Consider the following 18,910-nt stretch of genomic DNA (forward strand, 5'->3'; position numbering starts at 1 on the left):
GTTTAACTGCAAACGGCACATATTTTGCCAGAAAGATTGATTCAAACTATTTTTCTCTCCACCCGACTTTAGTTGATGCCAATAATAATACAAATAAAATAGATTTGACCTCAGCCGGAGCAGGGACACATCTTTTTGCGAGATATTCAGACCTCACTCCGTTTATTACTTGGGACGGAACAACCGGTTTTACTGCATCAGCAGGTTCAAGGACTTTAACATTTAATCCGCCCGATGATTGGTTTGCCACAAACATTTTGCCTTATTCAGGCAACAGCACATTTTGGCTGAGATACAGGTTAACTGATGTTACAGGAATTACTGAAGGCGGGGCAAATGCAACGGCTGTTGTTAAAGGCGGAACTTATGCCTATAGAATATCAGGTTATTCAAGTGTAACCCCTGCAAGCTTATCCGATATTTATACGCAGGATCAAACAGACGGCAGAAACTTAGTAACCAGATATAACAGCGGCATCCTCTATATGATGAATTGTAATCTTGAAGTCGGAGATTCCCTCACCGACAGCTATTTTAGCGATGCAAATAAAACCCTGATTATAGAAGGGCACATTTATTTAAACCAAAGAGCCTACGTGACACTGGGGACTAAAACTGCAAACAGCGCAGTAAACGGACATTTTAATCTTATCCCGAGAGTTTTTAAAACAACAAAAATTGCAAGAAACTTTGCTGTCAATAATTTATACGGCGGTGCAGGGTCAAGTATAAAATTATATGGACTTAATGTTCAGGGCGGATCATATTTTCAAATAAGTTCATTAAACTCCGGTCTGCCCGGAGAAATTATCGGCTGTAATTTTGTAAATACAGCATTGATGCTGGGCGGTTATCAAACAATCGAAAGAGTATTTATCGGTGGAAATTCTGACGGTTTTAGATTTTTAAGCGGTATGCTCGGAGGCTACACTCCAAATGATGTATGTGTGCATACAGGAACCGGAATCAGCATCAACTGGATAAGTTCTTCAGTTAACGTCAGAAACGCTGTTTTAAAAGACTGTTCTTCGTATAACCATAACTGGCAAGGCTCAGGAACAGTAACAGGACAAATTCTGGGAGTTTACGATGCTACAGGGTTTGATATTTCAAAAATAACTTACTCTGCTTCAAGAACCTATGTTAACTGCTTTTGCAGGGAATTTTATTCGCTTAATTACAATGTTCTGGATAAGCAAAGCAAGCCTATTCAAGGAGCGACAGTAACTGCAACAAACGGATTCGGAATTTTCACAGGCACAACAGATTCAAGCGGCAATGTTTCTTTAGACGTAAAAGTCAAAGAGATGGATATTTCAACAAGAGCAGTTACAAATTATTCAACGGTATCAATAACTTTATCTGCTACAGGTTTTGAAACAATTAAAGACACTCAGATTTTAAATAAAAAAATGGTTGATGTTTGCTGCCTGCAGCATTCACCGTTTAGTTCAGCTGATGAAATGGGTTCGTTATGGGTTTAATAAGTGAAAAAGGAGATTGTATGGCAACAGTAAATGAGTTGAGAACAGGCGACATGATTGCATTTAAAAAAGGAAAAAACTTTGTTGCCGCTGTTGTTCACCTTTTTACAAATTCCGATGTGCATCATGTAGGAATTATTGTTAAGCTCTACAACAAAATCGGGAATAATTTCCCTTTTGTAATTGAAGCTAACACTGATGATGTTGAATACAGCTTTTTGCCACGAAAAATTAAAACCAGAAAAGATGAAATATATGTTTATAGATTAACAGATGAAAATCACCAAAAAATTAATGATAATCTCAACGCTTTTTATGAATTTATGAACGAGCAAATCGGCAAGGCTTATGACTATCCTGAAGCTATTAAAACAGTTGCGGACAAAATTTTTGACAAAGTAATCACAAAAGATTCATACTCCACTTTTTTCTGCTCAAAATTAGTCGGTGCAATTTATCAGCAGGCTGGAGTAATTACACCTGAAATGCTTAAAAAGTCAGGATTAAAACGTATTTCAGAATTAACTCCTGCAGACTGCTGTAAATTACCAATATTTAAAGACTGTATTAAACTCTCAAATCTAAATCAGGAGGCAGATTATGTTACAAGCAAAAATTGAAAATTTTACAGAAAAAGAAATCGGATGCAGATGTTGCGGCAAAATTAATGTCAGTGACAAAGGCATAATCTGTTTGCAGGCATTCAGATATTATCTGAATAACAAGTTTAAGAAAAATATCAGGCTCAATATTGAATCCGGCTGCAGATGCATCCTGCATAACAAAAATGAAGGCGGCGAAAAAAATTCCCGCCACGAGTGTGAAACAAAAAAATCTGACGCTTTTGATCTTACCAGCCCAGATATTGATTATAAAACAATTTATCAGGCGGCGGTTGATTCAAAACTCTTCTCCACAATAATCCGGTACGACATAAAACATTTTGTTCATGTAGATACAAGACCCAGAGCAAATTACGGCATAGAGTTTTGGGCTTGGAATAAATAACGTGTCTCATTGTAAAACTATTCCCTCTTTTGCGACAAATTCTGTCAATGGCACGCTAATGTGTGATTGTCAGTAATTACAGGAGAAATAAAATGTTAAAAACAACAAGTGAAACCGCTTTCAAAAGCAGAAAAGATTTCAGAAGCTTTGTCGCAGAAGCAGGAAAAGAAAAATTGGAAGAAATTATCGGGTCAAATCTTCAGATTTTATCAGTATCAGAAGAATCAACGGATGAAAAGGCAGATATATTAGCTGTTTGCAATATCCACGAAAGAACAGTTATCGAATGCGAACTGAAACAAAACATTAAAACCCTTGCAGGGCTTTTAAAACACGCATCAAGTTATAGTGCAAAAAACATCTTGTGGCTTGTAAATCAAGAAATCCCCGATGCTATAGACACAGCAAGGTGGCTCAGCAAAATTATTTCTTATGAAGTCAAGCTATACATAGTTAAATGCTTTATAAAAAATGACGAAATATGCTTCAAAAATCTTTTAATACCATCAGCAAATACTTATCAGAGACCCAAAGCTAAAATTACAAATACAAAAGAAAATCAGGAAAAATTCTGGCAGGAATTTCAAAAATATACAGCAGATAATAATTTGCCTCTAAAAATTAACCCTGCACCACAACACTGGCAATACGTTTCAATAGGTATGCAGGGAGTTTCAATACAACTGACAATAAATACAACCAAAAATAATCTCGGATGTGAACTCCTGATTGCAAACGATAAAGACCTTTTTTACAAGCTGGAGGAACATAAAAAAGAAATAGAAAAACAACTTGGCAAACTTGACTGGCAAGCATTAGAAGGAAAGAAATCTTCAAGAATAAGAGCAACTCTGGATTTCAACATCGAAAATACAAATTTTGAAGAAGGAATTTTATGGCTAATAAATACAACCAATAAGTTCAAAGATATATTCAGCAAGCACCTAGCCTGACTGCCTCCTTTCAACAGCCCTGTAGCTGGGGCTTTTCTTTCTCAAATAATATGTCGTTATGATACTCTTGCCCTCAAAACACTTCCATTCACACTAATGCACGGTAATCTGTGATTATAGACAAATAAAGGAGACGAAAATGATTAAAGTAATTATGTGTACCCTGCCAGAACTAAACGAAGTCCAAGTAAATCCGCAGGATGTAGAAATTATAAACGGCAGATACTATGTAAACGGAGTCCAACATTCAATAACAGTCAGCGGAGCTGAATTATTACAAGTATTTTACCTCGGCGCACAATTAGCCTTAGATAAAAAAATTACTAAAAATCAAGTAAAAGAAGCACAGGCAATCAAATTATAGGAGATATAAAAATGGCAAAAACAGCGTATAAAGAACAACTCATAGAAAAAATTTCATATTTATCCAGTAGTCAATCTGTTTCTTACAGGGAAATATTAAAAATTAATGATAAAAAAATAAAATTTTTAATTAAATCTGATTCTTACAGAATTCAATGCTATGCAAAAGCGTATGTGCTTAAAAATGATGAGTGGGTTGAAGTTTACTCGGTTCCATATTCTGAAATGGACACAAAAGAAGGTCTTATCCACCATAATAATTTTTCAAAAGAGCCACAGCACGCAGTATTAGAATTCATGCGTGACAGAGGCAGATTATGGGCATTAACTAAAGAAGTTCTGTTTTAGAGTTTCTTTATTGTGTCAGATTGTTGCAACTTCTTTCTATATTTGCCACAATGACTCGCTATTCCTGCAATGAGACGTATTCTGTCAATGTAGACAATAATTAAAGGAGATAAGCAATGCAAACCCTTACAGATAAAGAAAAAAGAAACTTCAAAAAATTTAGAGCAGAATTAACAAGAATTTCTCAAGAATACGGAGTCGCTGTAAAATCAATCGGAAACCTTATGATAGGCGAGATTGCTGATATCGAATACAATGACGACCCAGAAAGCGGAGACTTGTACCCAGAGATTTTAATGTGGGCTGAAGACGTAGAAGAATAATAAAAAAACTAATAGGAGATTAAGCTATGATTAACAAAAAAGATTGCGAAAATTTGCTGGAACTTCAAGGCGAAATTCAATCGGAAATAGAATTTCTGGAAGGGCTTTTTGATGAAATCAACAAATTAACTGAAAATCCAAAAGATTATACAAAAAAAAATTTGTCGGAATACTTAAAAAATCTGTTAAAAGATAAAAATAAAGCTTAAAGTTAAGACACAAATAAACCTTTTTCTCCAGCCGATTAACCCTCTTAAATTATCATTTCCAATAAAAATGCCTGCCGGAGCAGGCTGGAGATTTGTAAAATGCAAGTGATGATTTATGAATATTGGCTTTGTTCAGCCGGATTATTTTCGTTTTGCTTGTTTTTCCAGAGAATTTTTTTAATATAATCTTCAGTAACTTTGCAATTTAGTGCAAGTGCCATTCTGCTTTTTTTAGTTCCGTCAAAATTCCTGCAAATATAGTTGTTGCGTATTTTTTTGAGACCGTTGCCGGGAATATTTATCGTGATGCCCGGCATGTCAGACATTATCTTAACTGCAAAATCAATCCCGTAATAATCCGCAACTATTCTAATGTCGTCATTTGGTAGGTCTTTCACGGATAAATTTTCCAGCCACAACTCGGATTCAGCATTCATAGTCATGATCTCCCATGTTTTTAATTATTAAGAATATGAATATATGACAATGAAAAACCTGCCTGATTTAATAAAGTCAGGTCTTCCTGATTATTTTGGATGGAAAAAATTAAATCGAAAAGACAAAATGCAATAAATACAATATCTTTTTAGAAGTAAAATAGAACCACTCACCTATCAACTGAATTGTTAATCAAGTTTTAAATTCTATACTACAATAATAGTATATTTTTAATAAAAAAACATTGATCCCGAGGTTAAGTTTAAGATGTAAATCCCTGATTATAACAGAAATAATGGCATTATAAATGGTACAATGTACAATTAATCAGGTTATAAGCGCATGTTTTACCCTTTATAACAAAGAAAATATTAACCCGTTGAAAATTTTAAATACTAAAGTCCTTAATCATATTATTGAATATTAAATAATTTTAAATTGTATATTTACATGATAAAATTATTTAATCGTTTGCTTATATTTTATGTTGATAAAATACAATTATTGAAGTGTGGAGTTGAATAATTATATTGATTAAATTTATAAAAAAATATTATGGTTCTATTCTTTTTATATTTGCAATTGTAATAGTAAGCTTTGTTCTATACGGAGTTTTTCTTGAACCTTATGCAATAAGGTTATTAGAAGATAGAATAATTTTTGGTGTACAAAATTTGTCGGCTGAAGATTTAAAATATTTGAATAAGATGATAGTTCTTAAGAAAGTTCATACGGGAGATTTTGTACTAGAAAGAATTATTGGATTTTATCAAACATTGCTTGCTACAGTTATTGGAATAGCTGCACTAGGTAGCTTTGTCGGCTTCTTGTATATTAGGAATTCACATAAGAGAGATATTTGTGATGAAATAGAAAAAGAAATTAGTTCCGACTCAACTAAAAAAATAATAGAAACTGAAATAAATAAAATTCTTAATGCTGAGGATTTAAAAGTAAAAGTTGATAATATAGCCGAACTTGAAGATAGATTAGAACAAGTTGAAAAAATAGCTAATATTTTATCAGAACAAATTGATAGAATAAGACAAAATAGAGAAAAACAAATTAAAGAAAAAATAACCTTTCAAGCCTCTGTTAGGTAGGAGAATATATGGCAATTATCAAAACTGGAATGAAAAGACCAAATAAAAGTAATCTTTTTGATAATATTGATTTATCGATATCTAATCATAAAATATCTTCTGCCATGGAATTGATGCAAAAATTATCAATAAACAGTTTTCCTGTTGATTTAAAAATTATTTTACAAAACTATAATATTGAGTTAGAAAATACAAGTTTTGATAATGATGATATTTCTGGAATGTTAATTAAAAATAATGAAAAATATAAAGTAGTTGTTAATCAAAATCATTCTCAAACTAGAAAAAACTTTACTATTGCTCATGAATTAGGTCATTATTTTCTACATAAAGATTTGAAAGATAAATTTGAAGATCGAATATTTTTTCGAGGAGCAGTTTCTGATAACCTTGAGTTTCAAGCAAACATTTTTGCAGGTGAACTTTTAATGCCGGAAGCTGAATTTAAAAAACAAATTCAGTCAGGGATTAATACTATAGAAGAGCTAGCTGCTTATTTTGATGTTTCTACATTAGCACTTAGAGTACGAGCAAAACAGTTAAATCTATCGGGGCATGGTTTATGATTAAAAATATTAAGTATGTACCAATAATTAAAACAGGAGATGCTGAGTTTAGAGCCGTAGCTAACTTAGACAAAGACTTGAAATCTAAGTTTATTCCTTTATTTGAACTTACTAGAGGACGAAAATCAAAAAATGATAAAACAGGTGAAATTAGAAAAAGACTTGATTCTTTAAAAAAATCTTATGCTAATTTTCCTTTTATTTTAGATTTAACAGGAGAGCCCGAATTAAAAAATGACGAAATAATTAATTTGTATTCAAACAATAATAATTATGAAAATTGGGTAAAATTTTGTATTGAACAAAAAAAAGAGTTGGGCTCTTTTTATCCTGTTGTACAGATTCAAGAAGAAGAAAATTATGATGATTATATTAAAAAACTAACTGAACAAATACGTCTTTTATTAAGCGAAAACTTTGGTTATGTAGTTTTTCGATCTCAGGATGAAGAATTTTCAGAAAATTTAATTGAAGATATTGAAACTATTATTAAGTCAAAACAAATAGAAAAGATCGAAGAAAAAATAATTTTTGTATTGGATTATCAGTATATAGTTAATTCTGTAAGTGGAATTGAAAATGCTGTATCATTTATAAATGCTTTAGAGAAACTTAATATTAAAAATATTGTAATCGCTTCGACTTCCTTTCCTGCAACAGTTTCTGAACATATGAGAGATAACTATATTGCTCTACCGATTAAAGAGAGAGACTTTTTTAATGAAATACAAAAACAAGCTTCTAAAAAAAATATAAATTTGATATATGGAGATTATGCATCAATAAACCCAAAAAGAAATGATACTGTAACCTTTGCAAAAGGCTGGATCCCTAGAATTGATGTTCCTTCAAAAGATATGAATATCCACAGCAGAAGAAAGAGAAGAGATAAAACAAAAGAAGTTGTTAATAACAAAATAGAAGAGGTTTTTGTTTCTTATAAAGAAACATACAATGAACTTGCTCAAGAAGTTGTATCCCAGAATTACTTTAAGAATATATTAAAGTTTAACTGCTGGGGAATTAATGAAATTATTAAAACCTCTTATGGTAATGTATCTGGCTCATCCCCACGTTTTTGGATTTCTGTAAGAATGGATATCTATATAAATCTTATAGTTAATACAATTTATTAGTCTTAATATTTCCAGTTAATGACAATAAATCATCTTTTGATATTACTTCATCATCAATATCTATTTTGAATAAATTAAATAGTCTGCTATACCTTTCAAATAAACGCTCTATAGCTAAATGTCTAATTGTTTTAATTGATGCTTTCTTTAATGCTAATATTCTAAGTTCAAATACTGAAAACTTGCTTAGCCCCTTTTGAGCTATTAATTTTATTAAACTATTTTTATCAAGAAATTCTAATAAATTCATTTTATTGTATTTAGTTGTTTTTATAGGTTTTCTGATTACTTGAAAGCCATTATCATCAATAATATAAAGCCCAACATTAGTTGATAGATATTGTTTAATATGCTTTTCGGTTTTTTTAGTTACAACTAGTATTGTGTAATCAAATGTTGATAAATAATCTTCTAATTGAGATTCAAGATTTCTTGTATTATCTCTATCACTTTTAATTTCAAATGCGTACGTTTTATTATTTTTTATCATAACCAAGTCAGCTCTTCTGAGTTTTGAAGAAAATAATACTTCATTTCCTAAAGTAAAATCTGATTCATTCTCTAAAAGCCACTGTATTAGTTTTATTTTTATGTCATTCGCTTTTAACATGTTTTATAACAAACCTCTTAGTCAGATTATAACTCAAAGGTTAATGAGATTTGGTAACGAATGTCGAGTCTATTTCGTTAAATCTTTTACACAACGACATATATTTTTCACGACCGTAAAATTTTTTATTGGGAAGATAAAAAACTCAACAAAACAATAAAAAACTTAACGTAAAAAAACCGCAAAAAAATTCCCTGCTTTGTGCAGGGAGTCTGATAATTTTTTAGGCTTTTTCTCACACCTCACGAACTTATTCTCATACCTCCTGATAGTCTATAACTGGGTCGGCGGTAAAAGATTGCTCCGGAAAAAAATCGAGCCGCTTATTCCCACAGATATAAAATCATATTTGGAAGTTTTTGGAGGAGGAGCTTGGGTTCTTTTCTATCATGACAAATGGGCAGATTTGGAAGTTTATAATGACCTTGACGGCAGGCTTGTAAATTTATTCAGAATTGTAAAATATCATCCAAATGCCTTAAAGGAAGAATTGCAGTATCTTCTGGGCAGCAGGGAAATCTTTATGCAGTTTCTAAATACAGAAGGAATAACCGATATTCAAAGAGCCGCAAGTTTTCTCTTCCTTATCTCCCGCTCATTTGGCGGAAAAGGCGATACTTTTGGTTGTGTCAAAAAATCAACCGGCGGCGCATGCAAAAGTCAGGGAAATGTCCTGCTTAAAATTGATGCCATTTGTAAAAGGCTCGATAAAGTTATGGTTGAAAACAGGGATTTTGAGAAATTCATCAAGCAATATGATCATGAAGATGCATTTTTCTATTGCGACCCACCATATTCTTACGGTGCCGGTTATTATACAACATCTACAAAAGGCTTTGAACATGAAAGATTAAGAGAAACACTCGGAAACATTCAGGGCAGATTTTTGCTTTCCTATGACGATTCCCCAAAAATTCGTGAGCTTTATAAAGGCTATGAAATGATTGCGGTGGAAAGGCTGAACGGCATTAACAATATACAAGGCGAAGACCGAAAAAATAAAATGTTTAAAGAACTTATAATAGCCAATTATCCTATAAAGGAGAAATTTAATGCCGGAACCGATAGAAATAAAGGTTGATGATAAAGAAATACAGCAGCTTTTAAAAAAGTTAATTTCCAAAGCTGCAAATCTTCGCCCTCTTATGAAAAATATTTCAGGAATTATGCTGGATTCTGTCGAGGAAAACTTTGAAAGAGAAGGTCGTCCAGATAAATGGCAGGGACTTGCTAAGTCTACAATAAAACAGCGAACTAAAAAAGGGTATTGGCTCGGCAGAATTTTACAAGTCAGAGGAGAACTTGCAGCTTCTATAACAAGCAAATCTGATGAAAGTTCTGCTGTAGTCAGGACAAATAAGGTTTATGCTGCTATTCATCAATTTGGAGGTAATACCGGCAGAAATAAAAAAGTTGAAATTCCCGCAAGACCTTATTTAAAACTTGGAGAAAAAGAAAAGGTCGAAATTTTAAAAGAAATTCAAATTTTTCTTCAGGATTAAAAGTATATTCTCTGGTAACTCTTTTAGCTTAAAACCTCTTTCCTTTCGGAGCTTGAGGTTGGTGGTCAAATTGACCACCAACCTCTCTTTTTTTCAAATGTTAGTTTTTCATTAGTGAATAATTGAAAAAGTTTCCGGCATATATAACAGCTTTTTTTATTAATTTTTGCCTTCTTCATATTCTATAAGTTCTTCCTGTTCCTCATCCGTGGTTTTATATAATTTCTCCCATTTTAAGGGCATACGCATTTTTTTATTGTATAGAATCAGCATGGCTTCTGCATATCCTATTGAACCGGCTTTACGGTCTTTTGCCATTCTTGATAATTCTTTTATGGAACACCTGCCAACTTTTTCTTTAAAAATAGTTTCTTTTAATTCCTCTTCATAAGCCACAATTAATTTGGCGATTCCTCTTAATATAATTCCAGCTAATGAATTCTTTTCCCCTTCCCAAGTTCCTATGCTAAGTCTCAATGTCCGATCAAGCACATCAAGCTCGAATTTTTCATGGATATATTCAAGAGTTGAAATAGCACCTATTCCACCGGGAGCTTTTGATGTAGTAATATGTAGCCCATATGATTCGACCAAGTTCTTAATTATAAGCTGTTGCTCCTCGCCTGCTTCAATATTTGCCATGAAAATTTCATAGGCACTTAATGGTTTTACATGGTTTTGCTGACGAGCAAAAACACTAGCTTCTTTTTTATAATGTAAATCATCATATATCATGCACCAGACAGGAGTTTCACGAGAACCGGAAGCAGCTGCTATTGTTTCAATTGTATGTTGTCCGTTAAAAACATAGTTTAATCCATCTCTTCTACTGATCTTCACCGGATTTATCTGATGAAGATTAAAATCTTTAACTGTACGTTTAACTTCTAAACGTCTTAATTTACGTTGATATGCCTGACTTGATACCAAATTTTTAATTGGAATCTTTTCAAAATATACATCTGGAACAAATTGACTATAATCTTTCATGAATCCTCCTCTACTGCTAATAACATCACGTCTATTGTATACTTTAATTGTTTTAATTCATTTTGTAATTTTTCCCTGGCTTTTACGGACGTTTTATCAATATCCGCAATTCTTAATGTTCTGTTAATAGAACCAACCCACGAGGGAATCGTTAAAGAAAGACTTACTATTTCAGCATCAGGGTCATAAGCAGGCATATCTTTCACTGTTTTTTGTTCTTTTTTTTCAGGAATAACCTTGCGAGCTTTAGAATAGTTTACAAAATCACTATTATTGCTACTTAATTGAGTTTTTACATTATTAACTACTTCAGATGGCTGTTTTGCCAGTTTTGAAATATTATCATGAGAAATTTTCACTTTTCCTGTTAAAATTTCAGGAATAAGCTCAGGCTCTTTCTTTGCCAATGTATCTATTGATTTTGCATAACTACCATATTTCCTTACTGTTGCTTCTGAAATATGATATTCTTTAGCAATTCTTTCTGCTGTCAATCCTTGTCCCTCTTGAATTTGAGGTTTATGGTAAATTGTATCACTAACCTCTTTTTCCGAAAATTGATTTTTGCCTAAAATATTTCGAGTACCAAGTTTCTTTTCTATTTCATATCTTTTTCCAATTAAATATTTTCTAGTTTCTTCGGAGATATTCCTGCGTCCAAGCTGATTTGCACAAATCCAAGCAGTTATTTCATCTTTATTGTTAAAATCTATCTGTTGTATAAAAAATGGTATTTTTAAGCGAGTACAGATTTCATAACGATTATGTCCGTCAACTATTGTCTTTCCCCAGACACACAATGGCTCACGGCAACCGTCTTTTGAAATATTTTCCTCTAACTGCATATATTCATTTTGAGTAAGCGGAGGAATTAATTTTTTAAAATTTTCGTCTATTTGTAAATTGTAAATTTGTTTTTCTGCCATAAGTCCAGCCCTCATTCATTTATAGAAACAGCTTCTGCCATATCAAACCTGATAATGTCTTGATTTTGAACTGTTTCTCCATAGATTCTATAGGATTTATCATTTTCCCAATCACTGCAAAGATTTCGCAAATTTTTAACCAGAGAAGAGCTGTATAATTCAAAAGATTTTTTATTTGTAAGCGACTTTTTGGAAATATGGTGCGCTTTAGGGTCTGACCTGTCACTTGGCAAAACGGCAAGTGTGCCTTCTTTTGGATTCACTAATAACAGAACATAATCAGGATTTCCGATAGAATGAAGAGTATCTTTATGAATTCGGATTACAGGTCTTTTAAGGTTCACTGAAATTGCAGGTTTTAACGTTTTATTTTTACTCATGATTTATTTCCTCCGGCTGGGCAACAATCTCCTGTTGTTCTTGAGCCTTATTTGCTTTATCTTTAATTCCAAAGACCGTATAACCGTTGAATATATTTATTTGAAGCTGTTTGCGATGTTCTTCTACCGGGAGACCAAACTGATTTTGCCATTGGGCAGGGAAAACAGGAGTACGAGATGTTTTTGGTTTTTCACCTTCCTGTTCTGTCCTTTGATAAATTTCCGTTGCAGTCAAATCAAAAGTAAACAAATATTCATTACCGCTTTTAATCAATTTTCCGAGCAGTTTATACCTGTACTCAGCATTCCAATCCATCAAGTGAATAATTTTTGAAAAAAATACACGGCAAGTGATATGTTTAGGTTTTCGCTTTGGGGTACACCATAGGAAAGAATCCTTTTCATCGCCACTGCAAGGTCTGACAGCAAGCTTTTTTTCTTCGGAATTAATAAGTATTTGGACAAAATCAATATCAGGCAATCTCTTTAGACAAGCGGTATTTAGTGAAATTCTGAAATTATTAAAAGTAATGGAAGGTTCAAATAAATGAGCAAAATACTCGCCCCGAACAACTTCGTATCCATCATAACTAAAACTTGTATCTTCAATAGCATCAATATCTGTAGTTATTGCTGCTGCTTCTTGTATCTCATTCTCCGTCATTAATAATCTCCTGTTGCATATCATTCATAATGTTTTGTATGTTGAGTTCTACTTCATCAGGATTTGTTACTTCTAAATCCGATTCTGTATAAGGCTTTCCTTCTTCTTTAGCTTTCCATTCGCTTTCTTCATTGAGAAGAGCCCATTCTTTTGCCTGATACTGGCTGTAATAGTCATTTCCAAAAGTATTTGCCCATGTTGGAGGATACGCAATAATATCTTTATTAGGTCCGTTAGTAAAAGGTATTAAGCCTTTTGTCAGCTGCTCATCAGAAGGCTCTTCCTCAGATATTATTTGTGAAATAAATATTTCGGTTTCATTCATATTAAAAATTAGTAAAATTTCATCATCTTTTTGCCTGCGGATTCCTCTTACTCTATATTTATATTCAGGATTCCAATCAAACAATTCGTATAAAGTTTTGCTATATGCAGCACAACTTATATTCCGAGAACAATACAAGTTATTACGGGCTTTTCCCCATTGAACAGCGTTTCTTGTTTTTTCAGAACCCGGTCTAACAGCAAATAATTTTTCATTCGGATTAACCAGCATTTCAACATATTCGATTTTTTCAAATTTACGAATACATTCTGTGCTAAATTGTATATTTTTCAAAGAAAACGTCACGCATATTTTGTTTGTTGTATCAAAAAATTGTGAACGAGCAACCTCAAAATTTCGCAAGTCAAAATCGCCCGATTGTGCTTCTATCTCGATGTTTTCTTCTCCATCTTCATTAAATGGACACACACTGTCAGAAGCTTTTTGGTAATCTTTTGCTTTAAAGCCTGCCCATCTTGGATTTATTGATACAAAACCTGTAAGAACACCTTCCTGAACAACATTTAATTCAGGCAAAAAGCCTTTATGTCCATATTTTGCATTGCTGATAAGTCTTTGTACAGCTATAAAATTATCTCTGGAAATAATCCCGTCATGATGCTCTTCTTGTAGGTATTGGGCTCTGTCCCGATTGTTCTTTTTTGACTTATGGTCTAAATAATTGGGTGTCCATGTTTTTCTTGCCCGCACAGCACCGTAATGGCGTTCGTTTTGAAGAATTGGCAAAATTGCTCCTGCTGACCACACAGTATTACCCTTTTTTGTTTTACGACAAAGCCGTGTAAGAGTTTCTGCTATCTGGCGACAGGAATATCCATAAATATAAATAAAGAAAATAAGGCGTACTATTTTTGCTTCTTCCTGATTTATAACAAGATTGCCATCATCATCTGTATCGTAACCAAGCAGGGATGGTGTTAAGAAAATTCCTCGCCTGAAGCGCATATCAATAGATGCATTCATAGTTCTGCTTTTATTGTGCGACTCTTCCTGTGCGTTACTGGCTTTATAAATCAAATGCATTTCACTCTCAGGATCGAGTGTGTTAATGTTTTCTATCTCAAATAAAATACCAACAGGAGGTTTTAATTGTTTTAATTCTCTTGAAGTCTTGATGCAATCAACCACATTACGGGCAAATCTGGATACACTTTTTGTCAAAATTAAGTCAATTTTCCCTGTTTCACAGTCTTTTATCATCCTAGCAAAAGCATCCCTACGTTTTAGTGATGTTCCTGAAATTCCCTCATCTGCGTATATATCTACAAGTTCCCAGCTTTTATATCTGTCAATAAAATCCATATAATGATTTTTTTGTAATTCATAAGAAGAAGTTTGTCTAGGGTCATCGGTTGAAACACGTGCGTAAACAGCCACACGTTTTGCACTTCCATCTTCATAGAAATTTAGATGCGGTTTAGCAGGGATTATCTGCAATTCATCAAAATCAATTCCTTTGTATTTTTTTCGTATTTTTTCTTTTTGATCTTCAGTATTTTTCATTTGTATTTTATCTTCACTCATTATTCTGTTTTACCCATTTTGAAAGTATAAAAGACAAAAAATAAAAAGAACATAAACCGGTAGTCAAATTTTGTGACTTATAGTCAAATTTTAACTAAATTTTTTTATTATTAGGGCGATTTCAAATAACATTTGTTTTTGATTACTGTTAAAATCTCTACATATTTGTATCAAATCCGATTCGCATTCCCTGTGGGCATTTTTTAGATTTACAACCCAAAATGATTCAACTTTAACATGCAGGCTCTTACCTAATTTCTCTAAAGATTTTAAACTGGGTCTCTTTTTGCCGGTTTCGATACAGCTTATATATGAAGTCGACAAATTACACATTTCGGCTAATTCCGCTTGTGTTAAACCCTTTTCAAGTCTGATTTTTTTAACTCTTTTTCCTATAATTTTCTTATCTAAAATCATCCTCGCCTCCTATCCAAATAAAAATGTTTTCAATATATGGAGAGACAAAGGAGCAATTAAATATAAATTATAGTGATTTCTCGAATTGACTTGCCTTAATCTCCTTGTTTACAATAGTTTAGGCTAGGCTTACTGAAGGAACAAGTGAAATGCCAATGGTTAGTGCCTCTGCTGAAGGAACATCTTCTTCAGCATATAGTCGGGTTCATATATAATTCTATAGTTAGTGAGTTAGCCAGCAGAAAGTGGATCGACCCAATAAATCAAAGTGTTGACAACGCTAATGCCTACATAAAATGGCGGTATCTTTTGATAACTTGGCAACATGCAAAACATGGGACAGTACTAATTCCGTATGGGTAGCTACTACAGACTGTTCGGCGGCTTCAGCTGCAAACACATCCGCTGACATAATACAAGGGCTGCATAATTATGAATTTGCCTCAGGTGCAGGTAGTCTGGACTTTAAAGCTGTTTTGTACAACACAGACGGCGTAACAATTCCTGATATAGATCAAGTTGTAGTCAATTATTATTAATAAACTGTTAAAGTTTTTATAAATCTATATTGAATTTGACTACAACCTGTATAGTTTTGGGAGTTATGGATTAATGAAAAACATATTAGCTTGGATTGATTTTTTAAAAGGGCTAGGTATATTTCTAGTGGTTTACGGGCATGTATTGATAGTTTCAATACCTCCAGAACTTTTAAAATGCCATGTAGCTGTTCAAAATTTAATATGATTTAAAAATCTATCTAAAAAGTAACAATTGAGGATCTACACTTTTAACAACTAAGGCAAGCAGATTTTTGGCTACTTAAGCTAAACGTTTTGAAAAGAATAAAAGCTACTTGGATAATTCAAGGTGGGTTTTTTGTAAATTCCCACCTTGAATTATTCCCACAATATGATATACTAAAATTAAGTTAATAAAACACGAGGAAATAATAATGTCTACTGAAGAAAGAATTTTAAGACCTGATCCAAAAGGACGTATCTCTCTTGGTATTGCTGTAGTTAAAAACATAAGTAGCTACAAAGCAAGCTTTAATGACGATGGAACAATTGTACTTGAGCCACAAATTGAAATTCCAGCACGTGAAGCATGGCTATATCAAAATCCTGAAGCCATAAAAAAAGTACGAAAAGGTCTAGAAGATGCAGCTCAAGGCAAAATTAAGAAAAGAAAAAGTTTTTCTCAATATGCAGATGATGAGATCGAATAAATGCCTTTCGAATTAGAATTTACAGAACAAGCGGATAATGATCTCAATGAGTTGGAGAGTAATAAAAGCTTACAAAAACGACTTAAAGCGGTTAGAAAAGCATTGGGAAATCTTGAATTAAATCCAAAACATTCAATCTTAAACACTCATAAATATTATTCTTTGAGCGGCCCAAATGGAGAAGAAATTTTTGAGTCTTATGCTGAGAATAAAACTCCTGCTGCGTATAGAATCTTTTGGTATTATGGACCTGGCAAACAGGTAATAACCATTATTGCTATAACTCCGCATCCGTAAAAAAGACGCTTAACGTTATACACCTTACGTCCAATAATTTAAAATACTTAGCTAACATTTGCAATTTAAATCTATCAATCATTTTATAGGGAACTTTCTTGAAGTATGTATAACTCTGAGGATTTCTAAAGCTCCATTCTTCACTCTGTATGGGATGATATAAGGCAAATCATTTACTACAAACTCTCTTGTTCCCAGTATCCTTCCTTTTCTGCCTATACTCGGATTATTTACAATAATAGTTTCAACTTTATCTAATATAGTTAAAATTACATCTATTGCGGCTGTGGGATTATCTTTAAAAATATATGATTCAATATCGTCTAAATCTTGATTGGCTGCCGGTGTGTAAATTATGTCCATCTATTGAGCGGCCTTCTTCTTCAACCATTTAGACTTTATCTCAGTATGTGATACAAACTCACCGTTATCAGCTTGTCTTATGCCCTCTTGAATAGCTGCAATCTGCCATGATTGAACCTCTAAATAGTTGTCTATCGCTTCCAGTACAAGAGTAGACTTGTTTCTATCCGTTGCATCTGCTAGTAATTCGAGTTTTGTTTTAGTTTCTTCAGGAAGTCTTAATGACATCATATTTTTATTAATTGCCATAAAATAATAAACCTCGATTAGTAATACATATATATCATTGTATCACATTATAAAAAAAGTTAAATACTTCAACAAATAAGCAGTATACAAGCCGTTATAAGGCAAGTAAAATTCCCTTCAGGAGTCTTAAAATAGAGGCTTAAATCATAATCTGACGGCTGTTCTTACCGGTAAATCTGTACATGGTAATAAAAGCTTTGAATAATCTTCATCTGAATGAATAAACAGATTATTGATTTTATAACAAAGTGCTTTGCGTATATTATATCCTTTTGTCTGGCGCAACATGCCAAGATAGCTATTCATGGTTGCACGGAAGCTTTTTAAAGTCTTCCCGTTTAATCTGTCAGAGTTATTTCCCCACTTTTTTACAGTATAAAAGGCTTTATTAATAGTTTTCTTTCGTAAATACATACGAGCAGGCTTTATTATGAAACCAACAAAATCAATTCCTGAAAAAACAGTATTTATAGACTTTTTATGGGGATGTAACTTTAATTTAAGACGGTTTTTAAGAAATTGATCTATCTTATCATACCATTCATTTAATTGCTTCGGATCATCGTGTAAAATTACAAAATCATCAACATATCGGCAATAATATTTGCATTTTAGTTCATGTTTAATAAATTGATCCAGCAAGTTCAAATAAACGTTGCTGAAAAATTGGCTTGTAAGATTACCTATTGGCAAGCCATGAGAATTTGGTGTGTTCCATAAACTTTTTTTAGCCGGTAATAATTGAAATAGTTTAGGCTCAGACTGAATTATTGCTTTTTGTCGTGGATCATTGTATATAATTTGCTCAATAAGGCTAATTATCCAATCTTCCGGTATATAACGCTTTAATTCCTCAAAAAGAATAGCTTTATCAATACTGACAAAGAAATTAGCGATATCAGCCTTAAGATAATATGATTTTTTCGTATAATTTGAAGTAGCACTCTTTGCGTAATGCTGTAAACGTTTGCAGGCATGAAGAGTACCCTTTTTAGGAATACAGCTAAAAGTATCATGAACAAAACGGTTATAAAATCGGTCTTTTACAGCATTATAAACAAGGTGATGAACAATTCGGTCTCTAAAATCAGCTGCCCAGACTTCTCTATACTTTGGATCAGTAACTATAAAACAGATACTTTTCCCGATAGTATAAGTGCCTTCTTTTAATTCGCTATAAAGCTTCATTAAGTTTAGTTCAAGCTCAAATTCAAAAGTAAGTGCATTTATTGTATTTCGTTTATTGCGTCTGCAATCAAAATAAGCATTAAATAAATTTAAAAGAGTTAATTGTTCAGAAAATATTTTTAATCTTTCCGCTCTTTGATTTTTAGTGGTTTTAGACATTAATCGTATATGGGTTTTTAAAATAATTTATGATTTAAAGACCACATTGCCCATGAAGTATTGTTAAATAACCAGAAAGTAAAATATAACCCTACAAGATAAGCAGACCATAAAATCGACGGAACCATCAAAA

28 protein-coding genes are annotated in these 18,910 nt (G+C 32.7%); 17 read left to right on the forward strand and 11 right to left on the reverse strand.

All coding sequences use genetic code 11. The annotated features are described in order from the left end of the window. The 8 genes from WCG23_10825 to WCG23_10860 all read left to right on the forward strand — a co-directional run. Positions 1-1,484 (forward strand): hypothetical protein (locus WCG23_10825; GenBank protein ID MEI8390362.1); only part of this gene is annotated, 1,484 nt, incomplete at its 5' end. Positions 1,485-1,504: 20 nt separating this feature from the next. Then, positions 1,505-2,104, forward strand: a complete 600-nt coding sequence (locus WCG23_10830) for a YiiX/YebB-like N1pC/P60 family cysteine hydrolase (protein ID MEI8390363.1) — start codon at positions 1,505-1,507, stop codon at positions 2,102-2,104. Further along, positions 2,085-2,492 (forward strand): D-Ala-D-Ala carboxypeptidase family metallohydrolase, encoded by a 408-nt coding sequence (locus tag WCG23_10835; protein MEI8390364.1) that lies wholly within the window; start codon positions 2,085-2,087, stop codon positions 2,490-2,492. Before WCG23_10830 ends, WCG23_10835 begins: the two co-directional genes overlap by 20 nt. A gap of 92 nt (positions 2,493-2,584) precedes the next feature. Continuing rightward, complete coding sequence (locus tag WCG23_10840) at positions 2,585-3,445, forward strand: DUF4268 domain-containing protein (GenBank protein MEI8390365.1); 861 nt, start codon at positions 2,585-2,587, stop codon at positions 3,443-3,445. Between the two features lie 139 nt (positions 3,446-3,584). After that, the gene (locus tag WCG23_10845) at positions 3,585-3,809 is read left to right on the forward strand and encodes a hypothetical protein (GenBank protein MEI8390366.1); all 225 of its coding nucleotides are present in this window, start codon (positions 3,585-3,587) and stop codon (positions 3,807-3,809) included. Between the two features lie 11 nt (positions 3,810-3,820). Then, the gene (locus tag WCG23_10850; GenBank protein MEI8390367.1) at positions 3,821-4,156 is read left to right on the forward strand and encodes a hypothetical protein; all 336 of its coding nucleotides are present in this window, start codon (positions 3,821-3,823) and stop codon (positions 4,154-4,156) included. 116 nt (positions 4,157-4,272) lie between these two features. Further along, a complete protein-coding gene (locus tag WCG23_10855) occupies positions 4,273-4,479 on the forward strand; it encodes a hypothetical protein (GenBank protein ID MEI8390368.1) in 207 nt (68 codons plus the stop codon). A gap of 26 nt (positions 4,480-4,505) precedes the next feature. Next, the gene (locus WCG23_10860) at positions 4,506-4,688 is read left to right on the forward strand and encodes a hypothetical protein (GenBank protein ID MEI8390369.1); all 183 of its coding nucleotides are present in this window, start codon (positions 4,506-4,508) and stop codon (positions 4,686-4,688) included. Positions 4,689-4,801: 113 nt separating this feature from the next. Here the strand turns inward: WCG23_10860 and WCG23_10865 are convergent, their stop codons facing one another. Beyond that, positions 4,802-5,131: a hypothetical protein gene (locus tag WCG23_10865; GenBank protein ID MEI8390370.1), complete on the reverse strand. Its 330-nt coding sequence runs from the start codon at positions 5,129-5,131 to the stop codon at positions 4,802-4,804. Positions 5,132-5,656: 525 nt separating this feature from the next. Here WCG23_10865 and WCG23_10870 point away from each other — a divergent pair. The 3 genes from WCG23_10870 to WCG23_10880 are packed head-to-tail and all read left to right on the forward strand — an operon-like array spanning position 5,657 to position 7,931. Further along, on the forward strand, positions 5,657-6,229 hold the full coding sequence (locus WCG23_10870; GenBank protein MEI8390371.1) for a hypothetical protein: 573 nt from the start codon (positions 5,657-5,659) through the stop codon (positions 6,227-6,229). Positions 6,230-6,237: 8 nt separating this feature from the next. Then, positions 6,238-6,795: an ImmA/IrrE family metallo-endopeptidase gene (locus tag WCG23_10875; GenBank protein MEI8390372.1), complete on the forward strand. Its 558-nt coding sequence runs from the start codon at positions 6,238-6,240 to the stop codon at positions 6,793-6,795. Next, on the forward strand, positions 6,792-7,931 hold the full coding sequence (locus WCG23_10880) for a beta family protein (protein ID MEI8390373.1): 1,140 nt from the start codon (positions 6,792-6,794) through the stop codon (positions 7,929-7,931). The genes WCG23_10875 and WCG23_10880 overlap by 4 nt, the downstream gene beginning before the upstream one ends. Here WCG23_10880 and WCG23_10885 read toward each other — a convergent pair. Then, positions 7,915-8,541 (reverse strand): sce7726 family protein, encoded by a 627-nt coding sequence (locus tag WCG23_10885; GenBank protein MEI8390374.1) that lies wholly within the window; start codon positions 8,539-8,541, stop codon positions 7,915-7,917. The genes WCG23_10880 and WCG23_10885 overlap by 17 nt on opposite strands. Before the next feature lie 268 nt (positions 8,542-8,809). On the opposite strand from WCG23_10885, the gene WCG23_10890 reads away from it, so the two are divergent. After that, the gene (locus WCG23_10890) at positions 8,810-9,622 is read left to right on the forward strand and encodes a DNA adenine methylase (GenBank protein MEI8390375.1); all 813 of its coding nucleotides are present in this window, start codon (positions 8,810-8,812) and stop codon (positions 9,620-9,622) included. After that, complete coding sequence (locus WCG23_10895) at positions 9,594-10,043, forward strand: phage virion morphogenesis protein (GenBank protein ID MEI8390376.1); 450 nt, start codon at positions 9,594-9,596, stop codon at positions 10,041-10,043. Before WCG23_10890 ends, WCG23_10895 begins: the two co-directional genes overlap by 29 nt. A gap of 159 nt (positions 10,044-10,202) precedes the next feature. On the opposite strand, the gene WCG23_10900 is transcribed toward WCG23_10895, so the two are convergent. From WCG23_10900 to WCG23_10925, 6 genes are all read right to left on the reverse strand, one after another. Further along, positions 10,203-11,033, reverse strand: coding sequence for a DUF6551 family protein (locus WCG23_10900; GenBank protein MEI8390377.1), 831 nt, complete (start codon positions 11,031-11,033; stop codon positions 10,203-10,205). Continuing rightward, a complete protein-coding gene (locus WCG23_10905) occupies positions 11,030-11,959 on the reverse strand; it encodes a hypothetical protein (GenBank protein ID MEI8390378.1) in 930 nt (309 codons plus the stop codon). The genes WCG23_10900 and WCG23_10905 overlap by 4 nt, the downstream gene beginning before the upstream one ends. A gap of 11 nt (positions 11,960-11,970) precedes the next feature. Beyond that, positions 11,971-12,339, reverse strand: coding sequence for a hypothetical protein (locus WCG23_10910; GenBank protein ID MEI8390379.1), 369 nt, complete (start codon positions 12,337-12,339; stop codon positions 11,971-11,973). Then, entirely contained in the window at positions 12,332-13,003 is a 672-nt protein-coding gene (locus WCG23_10915; protein MEI8390380.1) for an integrase, read from the reverse strand. The genes WCG23_10910 and WCG23_10915 overlap by 8 nt, the downstream gene beginning before the upstream one ends. Further along, on the reverse strand, positions 12,990-14,873 hold the full coding sequence (locus tag WCG23_10920) for a recombinase family protein (protein MEI8390381.1): 1,884 nt from the start codon (positions 14,871-14,873) through the stop codon (positions 12,990-12,992). The genes WCG23_10915 and WCG23_10920 overlap by 14 nt, the downstream gene beginning before the upstream one ends. A 90-nt stretch (positions 14,874-14,963) precedes the next feature. Then, complete coding sequence (locus WCG23_10925) at positions 14,964-15,290, reverse strand: helix-turn-helix transcriptional regulator (protein ID MEI8390382.1); 327 nt, start codon at positions 15,288-15,290, stop codon at positions 14,964-14,966. Positions 15,291-15,586: 296 nt separating this feature from the next. Between WCG23_10925 and WCG23_10930 the strand changes: the two genes are divergently transcribed. The 4 genes from WCG23_10930 (at position 15,587) to WCG23_10945 (ending at position 16,818) form a co-directional block, all read left to right on the forward strand. Beyond that, positions 15,587-15,829 carry a hypothetical protein gene (locus tag WCG23_10930; protein ID MEI8390383.1) on the forward strand — a complete coding sequence of 81 codons (243 nt, stop codon included), beginning with the start codon at positions 15,587-15,589 and terminating at the stop codon, positions 15,827-15,829. A 73-nt stretch (positions 15,830-15,902) separates the two neighbouring features. Next, positions 15,903-16,037: a hypothetical protein gene (locus tag WCG23_10935; GenBank protein ID MEI8390384.1), complete on the forward strand. Its 135-nt coding sequence runs from the start codon at positions 15,903-15,905 to the stop codon at positions 16,035-16,037. 208 nt (positions 16,038-16,245) lie between these two features. Beyond that, a complete protein-coding gene (locus tag WCG23_10940) occupies positions 16,246-16,521 on the forward strand; it encodes a hypothetical protein (protein ID MEI8390385.1) in 276 nt (91 codons plus the stop codon). Continuing rightward, on the forward strand, positions 16,522-16,818 hold the full coding sequence (locus WCG23_10945) for a type II toxin-antitoxin system RelE/ParE family toxin (GenBank protein MEI8390386.1): 297 nt from the start codon (positions 16,522-16,524) through the stop codon (positions 16,816-16,818). 78 nt (positions 16,819-16,896) lie between these two features. Here WCG23_10945 and WCG23_10950 read toward each other — a convergent pair whose 3' ends face one another. The 3 genes from WCG23_10950 to WCG23_10960 form a co-directional block, all read right to left on the reverse strand. Then, the gene (locus tag WCG23_10950; protein MEI8390387.1) at positions 16,897-17,181 is read right to left on the reverse strand and encodes a type II toxin-antitoxin system RelE/ParE family toxin; all 285 of its coding nucleotides are present in this window, start codon (positions 17,179-17,181) and stop codon (positions 16,897-16,899) included. Next, positions 17,182-17,430 (reverse strand): ribbon-helix-helix protein, CopG family, encoded by a 249-nt coding sequence (locus WCG23_10955; protein ID MEI8390388.1) that lies wholly within the window; start codon positions 17,428-17,430, stop codon positions 17,182-17,184. Between the two features lie 144 nt (positions 17,431-17,574). After that, a complete protein-coding gene (locus tag WCG23_10960) occupies positions 17,575-18,777 on the reverse strand; it encodes an RNA-directed DNA polymerase (protein MEI8390389.1) in 1,203 nt (400 codons plus the stop codon). Between the last annotated feature and the right edge of the window lie 133 nt (positions 18,778-18,910).

The organism is bacterium (genome assembly GCA_037147175.1).
GTDB lineage: Bacteria > Cyanobacteriota > Vampirovibrionia > Gastranaerophilales > UBA9971 > UBA9971.

Coding starts and splice junctions, on each gene's coding strand:
- WCG23_10830 (MEI8390363.1), top strand. CDS start 1,505: ATGGCAACAGTAAATGAGTTGAGAACAGGCGACATGATTGCATTTAAA.
- WCG23_10835 (MEI8390364.1), top strand. CDS start 2,085: ATGTTACAAGCAAAAATTGAAAATTTTACAGAAAAAGAAATCGGATGC.
- WCG23_10840 (MEI8390365.1), top strand. CDS start 2,585: ATGTTAAAAACAACAAGTGAAACCGCTTTCAAAAGCAGAAAAGATTTC.
- WCG23_10845 (MEI8390366.1), top strand. CDS start 3,585: ATGATTAAAGTAATTATGTGTACCCTGCCAGAACTAAACGAAGTCCAA.
- WCG23_10850 (MEI8390367.1), top strand. CDS start 3,821: ATGGCAAAAACAGCGTATAAAGAACAACTCATAGAAAAAATTTCATAT.
- WCG23_10855 (MEI8390368.1), top strand. CDS start 4,273: ATGCAAACCCTTACAGATAAAGAAAAAAGAAACTTCAAAAAATTTAGA.
- WCG23_10860 (MEI8390369.1), top strand. CDS start 4,506: ATGATTAACAAAAAAGATTGCGAAAATTTGCTGGAACTTCAAGGCGAA.
- WCG23_10865 (MEI8390370.1), bottom strand. CDS start 5,131: ATGACTATGAATGCTGAATCCGAGTTGTGGCTGGAAAATTTATCCGTG.
- WCG23_10875 (MEI8390372.1), top strand. CDS start 6,238: ATGGCAATTATCAAAACTGGAATGAAAAGACCAAATAAAAGTAATCTT.
- WCG23_10880 (MEI8390373.1), top strand. CDS start 6,792: ATGATTAAAAATATTAAGTATGTACCAATAATTAAAACAGGAGATGCT.
- WCG23_10885 (MEI8390374.1), bottom strand. CDS start 8,541: ATGTTAAAAGCGAATGACATAAAAATAAAACTAATACAGTGGCTTTTA.
- WCG23_10895 (MEI8390376.1), top strand. CDS start 9,594: ATGCCGGAACCGATAGAAATAAAGGTTGATGATAAAGAAATACAGCAG.
- WCG23_10900 (MEI8390377.1), bottom strand. CDS start 11,033: ATGAAAGATTATAGTCAATTTGTTCCAGATGTATATTTTGAAAAGATT.
- WCG23_10905 (MEI8390378.1), bottom strand. CDS start 11,959: ATGGCAGAAAAACAAATTTACAATTTACAAATAGACGAAAATTTTAAA.
- WCG23_10910 (MEI8390379.1), bottom strand. CDS start 12,339: ATGAGTAAAAATAAAACGTTAAAACCTGCAATTTCAGTGAACCTTAAA.
- WCG23_10915 (MEI8390380.1), bottom strand. CDS start 13,003: ATGACGGAGAATGAGATACAAGAAGCAGCAGCAATAACTACAGATATT.
- WCG23_10920 (MEI8390381.1), bottom strand. CDS start 14,873: ATGAGTGAAGATAAAATACAAATGAAAAATACTGAAGATCAAAAAGAA.
- WCG23_10925 (MEI8390382.1), bottom strand. CDS start 15,290: ATGATTTTAGATAAGAAAATTATAGGAAAAAGAGTTAAAAAAATCAGA.
- WCG23_10930 (MEI8390383.1), top strand. CDS start 15,587: ATGGCGGTATCTTTTGATAACTTGGCAACATGCAAAACATGGGACAGT.
- WCG23_10935 (MEI8390384.1), top strand. CDS start 15,903: ATGAAAAACATATTAGCTTGGATTGATTTTTTAAAAGGGCTAGGTATA.
- WCG23_10940 (MEI8390385.1), top strand. CDS start 16,246: ATGTCTACTGAAGAAAGAATTTTAAGACCTGATCCAAAAGGACGTATC.
- WCG23_10945 (MEI8390386.1), top strand. CDS start 16,522: ATGCCTTTCGAATTAGAATTTACAGAACAAGCGGATAATGATCTCAAT.
- WCG23_10950 (MEI8390387.1), bottom strand. CDS start 17,181: ATGGACATAATTTACACACCGGCAGCCAATCAAGATTTAGACGATATT.
- WCG23_10955 (MEI8390388.1), bottom strand. CDS start 17,430: ATGGCAATTAATAAAAATATGATGTCATTAAGACTTCCTGAAGAAACT.
- WCG23_10960 (MEI8390389.1), bottom strand. CDS start 18,777: ATGTCTAAAACCACTAAAAATCAAAGAGCGGAAAGATTAAAAATATTT.